We start from the raw sequence: 11,750 nt of genomic DNA, 5'->3' as shown, positions 1-11,750 counted from the left end.
GTGTCACACATTCACTGCTTAGGCAGTTAATAGGCTGGTCACGATGAAGCACTTCACCCCCGAAAACTTCCACAACTGCCACCTCGGCTTGCTGCTGGGCCGGGCTGCGCTGCTCAAAGACAAGATCATCGACACCCACATGGAACCCCACGGCATCACGGCCGCGCAGTTCAAGGTGTTGATCATCATGGCCCAGTACGGCGTCGACACCCCGGCCGAGCTGTGCCGCAACCTGTCGTTGGACAGCGGCTCCATGACCCGCATGCTCGACCGCCTGGAACAAAAGGACCTGCTGGCGCGCAAGCGTTCCGAGCAGGACCGGCGCCAGGTGCAGTTGGTGCTGACCGCGGAAGGCCAGCGCGTGGCCGACATGCTGCCGCACATCGGTGCCCAGGCCCTGAACCAGTTGGCGGGCGCCCTGGAGCCGGGTGAATTGCAAACCCTGGAAAAAATCCTGAAGAAAATTCTGATAGCTGCGGGTGACCCCATCACCATTCAGCGGGTAGGTAGTGCATGAACAATCGCTCCTTGCGTGCCGGCCTCAGCCTTGTGCTGGTGGCCATGACTATGGCCGGTTGTGCCAATTTCAGCGGCTTGGACACAGAAGGCAAACGCCTCGAAGCCAATAACCTGCAAACCGGCAAATCCCTCAGCGGCGTGACCCTGTCCACCGCTGCCTGGCCCACCGCCGACTGGTGGAAAGGCCTTGGCGACCCACAGCTCGACAGCCTCATCCAGGAAGCCCTGCAGAACAGCCCCGACATGCAAGTGGCCAGCGCCCGTGCCCACCAGGCCGAAGCCGCTGCCTATGCCGCCGACGCCGAGCGCATGCCGACCCTGGATGCCAGCGCCGGTGTCAGCCGTTCGCGCCTGGCCAAGGACCAGGACCCGTTGGGCCAGGGCGATGCCTACGCCACCGTGCGCAACATCGGTGCCAGCTTCAATTACAACTTTGACCTGTGGGGTGGCCAGCGCGCCGCCTGGGAAGCCGCGCTGGGCCAGGCCCGCGCTGCCGAAGTCGACCAACAGGCCGCGCGCCTGACCCTGGCAGCCAACGTCGCCAAGGCCTACAGCGACCTGGGCCAGGCCCATATCGTGCGTGACCTGGCCAATGATGACCTCAAGCGCACCCGGCAGATGCTCGACCTGGGCCAGCGTCGCCTGAACTCCGGGATCGACAGCCAGTACCAGTACCAGCAAACCGAAAGCCTGGAAGCCAGCTCCCAGTCGCAACTGATCGATGCGGAAAAACAACTGCAGAGCGCGAAGATCGCCCTCGCGGTGTTGCTCGGCAAAGGCCCGGACCGTGGCAGCGAACTGGTACGCCCCAACGTGCTCAAGCCGAGCGCGGTTGCGGTGCCTTCGGTGTTGCCTGCCGAGCTGGTGGGCCGTCGCCCGGACCTGATCGCCGCACGCTGGCGGGTGGAGGCGGCGAGCAAGAACATCGCGGCCAGCAAGACCCGTTTCTACCCCAACCTCAACCTGAGCGCGAGCGCCGGGGCCGAGTCATTGCTGGGGGATGCGATGTTTGGTTCGGCCAGCCGCTTCTTCAGCATTGCGCCGACCGTCTCGCTGCCGATCTTCGACGGCGGCCGCCTGCGCGCCGACCTCGACGCTCGCGACGCCGACTACGACCTGGCCGTGGCCCAGTACAACAAAACCCTGGTGCAAGCCTTGGGCGATATCGGCAACACACTCTCGCAATTGCGCGAGACCGGCCGGCAGATCCAGGCCCAGCAACACGCCGCTGACATTGCCCAGCAGTCCTACGACACCGGCGTCCAGCGTTACAGCTCAGGTATCGGCAATTACCTGGACGTGCTCAGCATCGAACAGCAACTGCTCCAGGCCCAGCGTCAGTTGGCCACCCTGAATGCCGAGCAAATCGATCTTTCGATTCAACTGATGCAGGCCCTGGGCGGCGGTTTCCACGCCGATAACGTGGCCTCGACCACCCCAGCCACGCGCACTGAATAATTCAAGGTACTTGTCATGGCCACTGCCGAAACCAGCAACAACGCTCCTGAAACAAACAAGGCTGAACAACCCAACAACAGCAACCCGCGCAAACGCAAAGTCATGCTGTTTGTGCTGGCGCTGATCGTCATCCTCGGCGCCTTGGGCGTGTGGGGTTGGTACGAATTGTATGGTCGCTTCAGCGAAAGCACCGACGACGCCTACGTCAATGGCAACGTGGTGGAAATCACCCCGCTGGTGACCGGCACCGTGGTGAGCATCGGCGCCGACGACGGCGACCTGGTGCATGAAGGCCAGGTGTTGATCAACTTCGACCCCAACGACGCGGCCGTCGGCCTGCAAAGTGCCCAGGCCAACCTGGCCCGCACCGTGCGCCAGGTGCGTGGCTTGTACAGCAACGTCGATGGCATGAAAGCCCAGGTGCTGGCGCAACAAGCCAACGTGCAAAAGGCCCAGGACAACTACAACCGACGCAAGAACCTCGCTGCCGGCGGGGCGATTTCCCAGGAAGAACTGTCCCACGCCCGTGACGACCTGACCTCGGCGCAAAACGCCTTGGCCAACGTGCAGCAACAGTTCAAGACCAGCAGCGCGCTGGTGGATGACACGGTGATTTCGTCCCACCCGGACGTGCAGGCTGCCGCCGCACAGTTGCGCCAGGCTTACCTGACCAACGCCCGCAGCACCCTGATCGCACCGGTGACCGGCTATGTGGCCAAGCGTACCGTGCAACTGGGCCAGCGGGTCCAGCCGGGTACTGCACTGATGGCGGTGATCCCGCTGGATCAACTGTGGATCGACGCCAACTTCAAGGAAACCCAGCTGCGCAATATGCGTATCGGCCAGCCGGTGGATATCGAATCCGACATCTACGGCAGCGACGTGAAATTCAGCGGCACCGTCGACAGCCTCGGCGCGGGGACCGGCAGTGCATTTGCCTTGCTGCCGGCGCAGAACGCCACCGGTAACTGGATCAAGATCGTGCAACGGGTGCCGGTGCGTATCCATGTGAACGCCGATGAGTTGGCCAAGCACCCGCTGCGGGTGGGCCTGTCCACCGTGGTCGACGTCGACCTGCACGACCAGAGCGGCCCGGTACTGGCCCAGCAGGCGCCGCAGAAGGCGTCGTTCACCACCAACGTTTACGACCGCCAGTTGGCCGAAGCCGACGCGATGATCACCCAATTGATCCATGACAACAGCGTCGCCGCTCCCAAGGCTGCCCAGCGCTGATTCGCCAATCCATCAGCTGCGGCCCCGGCGGCCGTAGCGCCAATCATGTTGCACAGGATTCGCGATGAGTAACGCTAACGCCTCCTTCACGCCGCCCAGCTTGCTGATGGCCACCATCGGCCTGTCCCTGGCGACCTTCATGCAGGTGCTCGACACCACCATCGCCAACGTGGCGCTGCCGACGATTTCCGGCAACCTCGGCGTGAGTTCGGAGCAGGGCACCTGGGTCATCACCTCGTTTGCCGTGAGCAACGCCATCGCGCTGCCGCTGACCGGCTGGCTGAGCCGTCGCTTCGGCGAGGTGAAGCTGTTTCTGTGGGCCACCATCCTGTTTGTGCTGGCCTCGTTTCTCTGCGGTATTTCCACCTCGATGCCCGAGCTGATCGGCTTTCGGGTATTGCAAGGCCTGGTTGCCGGCCCGTTGTACCCGATGACCCAGACGCTGCTGATCGCGGTCTATCCCCCCGCCAGGCGTGGCATGGCCCTGGCGTTGCTGGCGATGGTCACGGTGGTGGCGCCGATTGCCGGGCCGATCCTCGGCGGCTGGATTACCGACAGCTACAGCTGGCCGTGGATCTTCTTTATCAACGTACCCATCGGCATCTTTGCCGTGATGGTGGTGCGCTCGCAACTGAAGAAACGCCCGGTGGTCACCAGCTACCAGCCGATGGACTACGTCGGCTTGCTCAGCCTGATCGTCGGCGTCGGCGCCTTGCAGATCATCCTCGACAAGGGCAACGACCTGGACTGGTTCGAGTCGAACTTCATCATCATCGGCGCGGTGATCTCGGCTGTCGCCCTGGCGGTGTTCGTGATCTGGGAAATGACCGACGAGCACCCGGTGGTCAACCTGCGGCTGTTCGCCTATCGCAACTTTCGCATCGGCACGATTGTGTTGGTACTCGGGTACGCGGGTTTCTTCGGGATCAACCTGATCCTGCCGCAATGGCTGCAAACCCAGATGGGCTACACCGCCACCTGGGCGGGCCTGGCGGTGGCGCCGATCGGGATTCTGCCGGTGTTGATGTCGCCATTTGTGGGCAAGTACGCGCACAAGTTCGACCTGCGCTTGCTGGCTGGCCTGGCGTTCCTGGCGATTGGCTTGAGTTGCTTCATGCGTGCCGGGTTTACCAATGAAGTGGACTTCACCCACATCGCCCTGGTGCAGTTGTTCATGGGGATCGGCGTGGCGTTGTTCTTCATGCCGACCTTGAGCATCCTGATGTCCGACCTGCCGCCGGCGCAAATCGCCGACGGTGCAGGCCTGGCGACCTTCCTGCGGACCCTGGGCGGCAGCTTTGCGGCATCGTTGACCACCTGGATCTGGATTCGCCGGGCGGACCAGCACCATGCCTACATGAGCGAAAACATGACCACCTACGACTCGGCCACCCGGGACGCCTTGCAGGCGCTCGGCGGGGCAGGGCACAAGGCGTATGCGCAGTTGGACCAGATACTGACGAGCCAGGCGTACATGATGTCCACCGTGGATTACTTCACGTTGCTGGGGTGGATGTTCATGGCGTTGATCGTGATTGTATGGCTGGCGAAACCGCCGTTTGCAGCGAAGGCGGGGCCGGAGGCTTCGGGCCACTAAGCCTCAATCCATGATCGTTCCCACGCTCCGCGTGGGAACGCCGCTTTGATGATCGTTCCCACGCTCTGCGTGGGAACGCCGCTCTGGACGCTCTGCGTCCGCTTTTGAAGGTCGTGACGCAGAGCGTCACAGGATGCATTCCCACGCAGAGCGTGGGAACGATCTGGGTCAAGCGCCGGGCAGTGCCAACTGCGGGTTGACGAAGTCAAACGCCGCCAGTTGAAACCCTTGCTCATCCACCTGCAATGCCCACCCTTGCTTGTCCCAATCCCCCAGCACAATGCGCTTGGCCGCTTGCTCGCCAATCTGCAACTTGTGAATCGCCGGGCGGTGGGTGTGGCCATGCACCAGCGTACGCACGCCGAACTGCTGCATCACCCTCGGCACTTCCTCGGGCGTTACATCGACAATGTCGTTGGTCTTCATCCGCGTCTGCGCGCGGCTTTCACTGCGCAGCTTGCGCGCCAGCTTGTGCCGCGTGCGCAAGGGCAGGTGGCGCAGGATGAACAGCGTGATGGGGTTACGCAGGATGCGCCGCAGCTTCATATAGCCAAGGTCGCGGGTACACAGGCTGTCGCCGTGCATCAACAGCACGGGCTCGCCTGCGAGTTGCACCACACTCGGGTCCTTGAGCAAGGTTGCGCCTGCGGCTTTGCAGAACGCCTTGCCGATCAGGAAATCCCGGTTGCCATGCATGATGAAAATCTGGGTGCCGCTGTCGCTCAGCTCGCGCAGAGCCTGGCAAATCGAACGCTGGAAGGGCGTCATCCCATCGTCGCCAATCCAGGCTTCAAAGAAGTCCCCCAGAATGTACAACGCCTGGGCAGAACGGGCGCGGCCGTGCAGTAAATCCAGAAACGCCCGGGTTATGTCCGGGCGCTCCTCTTCCAGATGCAAATCTGAAATCAGCAATATCACTCAACGATCTCGGCTTTCTCGACGATAACGTCTTCTACCGGAACGTCCTGGTGACCTGCCTTGCCGGTGGTTTGCACACCCTTGATCTTGTCGACAACGTCCTGGCCTTCGGTGACTTTACCGAATACCGCGTAGCCCCAGCCCTGCACGTTCTTGCCGCTGTGGTTCAGGAAGGTGTTGTCGGCGACGTTGATGAAGAACTGCGCGGAGGCCGAATGCGGCTCCATGGTACGGGCCATGGCGACGGTGTACTTGTCGTTGGAAAGGCCGTTGTCCGCTTCGTTCTGGATGCTTGGACGCTTGTCTTTCTTTTCTTTCATGCCCGGCTCGAAACCGCCGCCCTGGACCATGAAGTTGCCGATGACACGGTGGAAAACAGTGTTTTCGTAGTGGCCGGCTTTAACGTACTCGATGAAGTTGGCGACGGTGATCGGCGCTTTCTCGGCGTTCAGCTCGATGACGATGTCACCGTGGTTGGTGGTCAGTTTGACTTGAGTCATGTTCACTACTCTTTCAAGGAATTCGTGGGTTTGGGCGTTTTGCGCCTTACCTGCTTGGCAAAAACGGCAGCCAAGGCGCGCAGTTTAGCGTGACCTGCGGGAATTTCGAGGTGGTTTTTTACCGCCCATGCAATAAATGCAGCAGTTTTTGGCCACGCTCTGTCAGGGCCTTGACAGCATCGGCTATGATAAGCCCTTTGTTTGTCGGCCTCACCCGGCCAAGTACTTCGTCTGTTCAAGGATCCTATGAGCAAGCCCACTGTCGACCCTACCTCGAATTCCAAGGCCGGACCTGCCGTCCCGGTCAATTTCCTGCGCCCGATCATCCAGGCGGACCTGGATTCGGGCAAGCACACGCAGATCGTCACCCGCTTCCCGCCTGAGCCCAACGGTTACCTGCACATCGGCCACGCCAAGTCGATCTGTGTGAACTTCGGCCTGGCCCAGGAGTTCGGTGGCGTCACGCACCTGCGTTTCGACGACACCAACCCGGCCAAGGAAGACCAGGAATACATCGACGCCATCGAAAGCGACATCAAGTGGCTGGGCTTCGAATGGTCCGGTGAAGTGCGCTATGCCTCCAAGTATTTCGACCAGTTGTTCGACTGGGCCGTCGAGTTGATCAAGGCCGGCAAGGCCTACGTAGACGACCTGACCCCGGAGCAAGCCAAGGAATACCGTGGCACCCTGACCGAGCCGGGCAAGAACAGCCCGTTCCGCGACCGTTCGGTGGAAGAGAACCTGGACTGGTTCAACCGCATGCGCGCCGGCGAGTTCCCGGACGGCGCCCGCGTACTGCGTGCCAAGATCGACATGGCCTCGCCGAACATGAACCTGCGCGACCCGATCATGTACCGCATCCGCCACGCCCATCACCACCAGACCGGTGACAAGTGGTGCATCTACCCGAACTACGACTTCACCCACGGTCAGTCGGACGCCATCGAAGGCATCACCCACTCCATCTGCACCCTGGAGTTCGAAAGCCACCGTCCTCTGTACGAATGGTTCCTCGACAGCCTGCCGGTACCGGCGCACCCGCGTCAGTACGAGTTCAGCCGCCTGAACCTGAACTACACCATCACCAGCAAGCGCAAGCTCAAGCAACTGGTCGATGAAAAGCACGTGTTTGGCTGGGACGACCCGCGCATGTCGACGCTGTCGGGCTTCCGCCGCCGTGGCTACACCCCGGCATCGATCCGCAATTTCTGCGAGATGGTCGGCACCAACCGCTCCGACGGCGTGGTCGACTACGGCATGCTCGAATTCAGCATCCGTCAGGACCTCGACGCGAACGCCCCGCGCGCCATGTGCGTGCTGCGTCCGTTGAAGGTGGTGATCACCAACTACCCGGAAGGCCAGGTCGAAAACCTCGAACTGCCACGTCATCCGCAGAAAGAAGAACTCGGCGTGCGCAAGCTGCCGTTCGCCCGTGAAATCTACATCGACCGCGATGACTTCATGGAAGAGCCGCCAAAAGGCTACAAGCGCCTGGAGCCGAACGGCGAAGTACGCCTGCGCGGCAGCTACGTGATCCGTGCCGACGAAGCGATCAAGGACGCCGATGGCAACATCGTCGAACTGCGTTGCTCCTACGACCCGGACACCCTGGGCAAGAACCCGGAAGGCCGCAAGGTCAAGGGTGTGGTGCACTGGGTGCCGGCGGCGGCCAGCGTCGAGTGCGAAGTGCGCCTGTACGATCGCCTGTTCCGCTCGCCGAATCCCGAGAAGGCCGAAGACAGCGCCAGTTTCCTGGACAACATCAACCCTGACTCGCTGCAAGTTCTCACGGGTTGTCGTGCCGAGCCATCGCTTGGCGACGCACAGCCGGAAGACCGTTTCCAGTTCGAGCGCGAAGGTTACTTCTGCGCGGATATCAAGGACTCGAAACCTGGTCAGCCGGTATTCAACCGTACCGTGACCTTGCGTGATTCGTGGGGCCAGTGATTCTGTTTTAAGGAACTGTCGTGCTAACGATCTACAACACACTCAGCAAGACCAAAGAAGTCTTCAAGCCGCTGGATGGCAACAAGGTGCGCATGTACGTGTGCGGCATGACCGTGTATGACTACTGCCACATCGGCCACGGCCGCAGCATGGTTGCCTTCGACCTGGTGACCCGCTGGTTGCGTTTCAGCGGTTATGACCTGACGTATGTGCGCAACATCACCGACATCGACGACAAGATCATCAATCGCGCCAACGAAAACGGCGAGTCGTTCGATGCGCTGACCGAGCGCATGATTGCTGCGATGCACGAGGACGAGGCACGCCTCAACATCCTCAAGCCGGACATGGAACCGCGCGCCACGGACCATATCCCGGGCATGCACGCGATGATCCAGACCCTGATCGACAAGGGTTACGCCTACGCCCCGGGCAATGGCGACGTGTACTACCGCGTCGCCAAGTTCATGGGCTACGGCAAGCTGTCGCGCAAGAAAATCGAAGACCTGCGCATCGGTGCGCGGATCGAAGTCGACGAAGCCAAGCAAGACCCGCTGGACTTCGTGCTGTGGAAAGGCACCAAGCCCGGCGAGCCGAGCTGGGAGTCGCCATGGGGCGCCGGGCGTCCGGGCTGGCACATCGAATGCTCGGTAATGTCCACCTGCTGCCTGGGCGAGACCTTCGACATTCATGGCGGCGGCAGCGACCTTGAGTTCCCGCACCACGAAAACGAAATCGCCCAAAGCGAAGCGGCCACCGGCAAGACCTACGCCAACGCGTGGATGCACTGCGGCATGATTCGCATCAATGGCGAGAAGATGTCCAAGTCCTTGAACAACTTCTTCACCATTCGCGACGTGCTGGAAAAGTACCACCCGGAAGTGGTGCGCTACCTGTTGGTGTCGAGCCATTACCGCAGCGCGATCAACTACTCGGAAGACAACCTCAAGGACGCCAAGGGCGCCCTGGAGCGGTTCTACCACGCGTTGAAAGGCCTGCCCTCCGTGGCGCCTGCGGGCGGCGAAGCGTTTGTCGCGCGGTTCACCGAAGTGATGAACGACGACTTCGGTACGCCTGAAGCCTGCGCGGTGCTGTTTGAAATGGTGCGTGAGATCAACCGCCTGCGCGAGAGCGATCTCGACGCAGCGGCGGGGCTTGCTGCACGTTTGAAAGAGCTGGCGAGCGTGCTGGGCGTATTGCAGATGGAAGCCGATGACTTCCTGCAGGCAGGCGCTGAAGGGCGTGTGGATGCCGCTGAAGTTGATGCGCTGATCCAGGCACGTTTGACTGCCCGGGCCAACAAGGACTGGGCGGAGTCCGACCGTATCCGTGACCAACTGACCGCGATGGGTGTGGTGTTGGAAGACGGGAAGGGCGGTACGACGTGGCGGTTGGCTGATCAGGCTTGATCGGTGATTGCTGAATGAAAAACGCCCCGACTGGTTCGGGGCGTTTTTTTTTGCCTATCTATCCGTTATTCGGGTGGCGGTTCTTACAGCGTGTCTTGGACGGGACACCTGTGCGGGGACACGGTTGACGCATCGAGGGGCGAGCAAGCCATCTCAAGATCAAACGCAGAGCTGCTTAATGTGGGAGCGGGCTTGCTCGCGAAGAACATGAGGGCGCCGCGTTGAATCAGGACGCCCACATCATCGTTAACGACCTTCGCGAGCAAGCCCGCTCCCACATTTAAACCGTGCCCGCTTCTGATTTTGCTGTTGCTTCACCACACTCAAGCCGGCCGGTAGGCCGCTGTGCTCTTGATCTGCTTTTGATCTTGATCTTAGGCGCTAGCCTAAGCGAGGTGCTGAGTGGTGGGGCAAGAGCGTTATCGATTGTTCCCATGCTCCGCGTGTGAATGCCGCCCCGGACGCTCTGCGTCCCGCCGTCAATGCGAGGTTGAAGTTCTGCACGAGTTGATGCGGGGCGTCACGGTATGCATTCCTACGCAGAGCATGGGAACAATCAAACGTCCAGGTGATCATCTTTGGGACTTTCCGGGTAAGCGCTGCCACCACCACTTCAAGTCACGTTTGACAGGAAATGCTAACGCATGTAGGAAAAGACAAATAAATGCAAGCCAACCAACGGATTCGCAATTATTAATGATTTCCGGGTGATGTCCGAAGTACAGGAAGTTATCAAATTTGACGATATTCATATGCGCTCTCATAAAAAACATATTTTATCGCTAAGCCTAGAAAAAACTTGGCATATCCTAGGGTTTTACTGGAGAGCACCACTTTAAGGTAGTAGGCAAAAAAAATTCCAAATAACGAAAATATAATAAAAGCAAATGTAATCACTTTTTTGTCTCTTGATATAGCTGCTCTAGCGTTATGCTGTCTGATATCGCCTCAAATGCCAATGAACTGGGTCCCATTGTCTTGTAAGCTCGTATCTTGTCCGTGCTGATATACCTGAATAAGCGCCAGCTATCTGGTTTGAATACACGTCTTGTAACGCTGTAGGCAGAAAGCCCAATATCAACAGAGCCATATGCCATATTTGCTTCACGCTCGCCATATCCCATCGCAGATGATACCGAGTGATACCCCTTGCGCAGAGGACCAGTCGTATCGGATTGCCCTGTCACAAGGTTGCGTCCATTTTCATATAGGTTGTTTGCCCCATGTGCCATCAGTGGCATCCCTGCGATAAGGCAAAGTGTCCCAACTGAGGCGTAGCAAATACCTGCACCTGTTGCGACTTGCATAGCGCCAGCAACGACTCCCAGTCCCCTTAACGCTATTTCTCTAGACTGATGAGACAAACTGCGCTGCTCTGTCTTTATCTCCATCAACCCTTGCGCAATAGTCTTCTTACCTTGTTCAACATCCCTGACAATACTGCGCGCGTAATAAGCAACCTCCCGGTTGAATATGGACCGTGTTATCCCGTCCTTGAGATGCCGTGCACTGATCGCACAGGCGTGATTCGTCAGCTTTGCTGCGGCTTGACTAACTTCCCACAGTTCATGAAACGTTGGCGTCGATGGTTCTTGATTTAGTTTCATAGATCGGTCTCGGGCCATGAACTGTAGCCACTGGTACCGGCCAGATGGTGAGTCCAGATGATTTCCCGATACCGGATGGAGAGATGCTCTTGTGCATCTACATCGTGCATCAGTACTGCGTGGGGCACGTCAAGGGAAAGGTCCGCGATGATGCAACCCCGTAGGTCGACGGTGTAGTACTTCTGGTGTTGGCCAAACTGAGAAATACGGTAGAAATGGATGATGCAGTTAAGCTCTTCTCTTTTGGAAAGTGCCATCGCCAACAGAGGTGAAGCTTTATCGACGTTTTTTGTGATGACCACTGGCCCATGAGTCGCAGCTCTGACATTCCCTTCATTGAGCATGTTGTGGTTATAGGACATCACCATTATTTCGTCGCGATGCCCTTCCTGGCATTTGTTACCGATAGAGTCTTGTGTAGAGCAGCCTGCGGAAATAAGACCCTGGGTTTTTCCGTTGATAGTCATGTAACCGTGGTTAGCCATAAAGAAGCATCCTGATCTATTGGTTTTCAGAATACAAAAAATGGCAAATAGGAAATATCGGAAGATTCTCTTTGAAG

10 protein-coding genes are annotated in these 11,750 nt (G+C 59.2%); 6 read left to right on the top strand and 4 right to left on the bottom strand.

Going from position 1 to position 11,750, the window contains the following annotated elements:
- Positions 1–43: 43 nt before the first annotated feature.
- From QF039_RS17725 to QF039_RS17710, 4 genes are all read left to right on the top strand, one after another.
- Positions 44–517 (top strand): MarR family winged helix-turn-helix transcriptional regulator, encoded by a 474-nt coding sequence (locus QF039_RS17725; RefSeq protein WP_003211792.1) that lies wholly within the window; start codon positions 44–46, stop codon positions 515–517.
- Entirely contained in the window at positions 514–1,977 is a 1,464-nt protein-coding gene (locus QF039_RS17720) for an efflux transporter outer membrane subunit (RefSeq protein ID WP_177068893.1), read from the top strand. The genes QF039_RS17725 and QF039_RS17720 overlap by 4 nt, the downstream gene beginning before the upstream one ends.
- 15 nt (positions 1,978–1,992) lie before the next feature.
- On the top strand, positions 1,993–3,210 hold the full coding sequence (locus QF039_RS17715) for an efflux RND transporter periplasmic adaptor subunit (protein ID WP_178903328.1): 1,218 nt from the start codon (positions 1,993–1,995) through the stop codon (positions 3,208–3,210).
- Positions 3,211–3,274: 64 nt separating this feature from the next.
- A complete protein-coding gene (locus tag QF039_RS17710; RefSeq protein WP_003211786.1) occupies positions 3,275–4,807 on the top strand; it encodes a DHA2 family efflux MFS transporter permease subunit in 1,533 nt (510 codons plus the stop codon).
- 168 nt (positions 4,808–4,975) lie between these two features.
- Here the strand turns inward: QF039_RS17710 and lpxH are convergent, their stop codons facing one another.
- Positions 4,976–5,725 carry a UDP-2,3-diacylglucosamine diphosphatase gene (gene lpxH / locus QF039_RS17705; RefSeq protein ID WP_003211785.1) on the bottom strand — a complete coding sequence of 250 codons (750 nt, stop codon included), beginning with the start codon at positions 5,723–5,725 and terminating at the stop codon, positions 4,976–4,978.
- Positions 5,722–6,225 carry a peptidylprolyl isomerase gene (locus QF039_RS17700; protein ID WP_003211783.1) on the bottom strand — a complete coding sequence of 168 codons (504 nt, stop codon included), beginning with the start codon at positions 6,223–6,225 and terminating at the stop codon, positions 5,722–5,724. The genes lpxH and QF039_RS17700 overlap by 4 nt, the downstream gene beginning before the upstream one ends.
- A gap of 246 nt (positions 6,226–6,471) precedes the next feature.
- Here QF039_RS17700 and QF039_RS17695 point away from each other — a divergent pair, with 246 nt between their 5' ends.
- Positions 6,472–8,172, top strand: coding sequence for a glutamine--tRNA ligase/YqeY domain fusion protein (locus QF039_RS17695; protein ID WP_177020708.1), 1,701 nt, complete (start codon positions 6,472–6,474; stop codon positions 8,170–8,172).
- A 20-nt stretch (positions 8,173–8,192) separates the two neighbouring features.
- Positions 8,193–9,581: a cysteine--tRNA ligase gene (cysS, locus tag QF039_RS17690; protein WP_008432427.1), complete on the top strand. Its 1,389-nt coding sequence runs from the start codon at positions 8,193–8,195 to the stop codon at positions 9,579–9,581.
- 893 nt (positions 9,582–10,474) lie between these two features.
- Here cysS and QF039_RS17685 read toward each other — a convergent pair.
- Both QF039_RS17685 and QF039_RS17680 read right to left on the bottom strand, forming a co-directional pair.
- Positions 10,475–11,188, bottom strand: coding sequence for a DUF4225 domain-containing protein (locus QF039_RS17685; RefSeq protein WP_307519779.1), 714 nt, complete (start codon positions 11,186–11,188; stop codon positions 10,475–10,477).
- Positions 11,185–11,673: an Hcp family type VI secretion system effector gene (locus QF039_RS17680; protein ID WP_307519777.1), complete on the bottom strand. Its 489-nt coding sequence runs from the start codon at positions 11,671–11,673 to the stop codon at positions 11,185–11,187. The genes QF039_RS17685 and QF039_RS17680 overlap by 4 nt, the downstream gene beginning before the upstream one ends.
- Positions 11,674–11,750: the final 77 nt, after the last annotated feature.

The organism is Pseudomonas sp. W2I6, from assembly GCF_030815935.1.
GTDB lineage: Bacteria > Pseudomonadota > Gammaproteobacteria > Pseudomonadales > Pseudomonadaceae > Aquipseudomonas.
Note: the sequence above shows the minus strand (reverse complement) of the source record. Positions and strands in the feature narration are given on the sequence as shown.

What these genes read in the sequence shown, in the direction of transcription:
- QF039_RS17725 (WP_003211792.1), top strand. Translation starts at nt 44, where the DNA reads ATGAAGCACTTCACCCCCGAAAACTTCCACAACTGCCACCTCGGCTTG.
- QF039_RS17720 (WP_177068893.1), top strand. Translation starts at nt 514, where the DNA reads ATGAACAATCGCTCCTTGCGTGCCGGCCTCAGCCTTGTGCTGGTGGCC.
- QF039_RS17715 (WP_178903328.1), top strand. Translation starts at nt 1,993, where the DNA reads ATGGCCACTGCCGAAACCAGCAACAACGCTCCTGAAACAAACAAGGCT.
- QF039_RS17710 (WP_003211786.1), top strand. Translation starts at nt 3,275, where the DNA reads ATGAGTAACGCTAACGCCTCCTTCACGCCGCCCAGCTTGCTGATGGCC.
- QF039_RS17700 (WP_003211783.1), bottom strand. Translation starts at nt 6,225, where the DNA reads ATGACTCAAGTCAAACTGACCACCAACCACGGTGACATCGTCATCGAG.
- QF039_RS17695 (WP_177020708.1), top strand. Translation starts at nt 6,472, where the DNA reads ATGAGCAAGCCCACTGTCGACCCTACCTCGAATTCCAAGGCCGGACCT.
- QF039_RS17685 (WP_307519779.1), bottom strand. Translation starts at nt 11,188, where the DNA reads ATGAAACTAAATCAAGAACCATCGACGCCAACGTTTCATGAACTGTGG.
- QF039_RS17680 (WP_307519777.1), bottom strand. Translation starts at nt 11,673, where the DNA reads ATGGCTAACCACGGTTACATGACTATCAACGGAAAAACCCAGGGTCTT.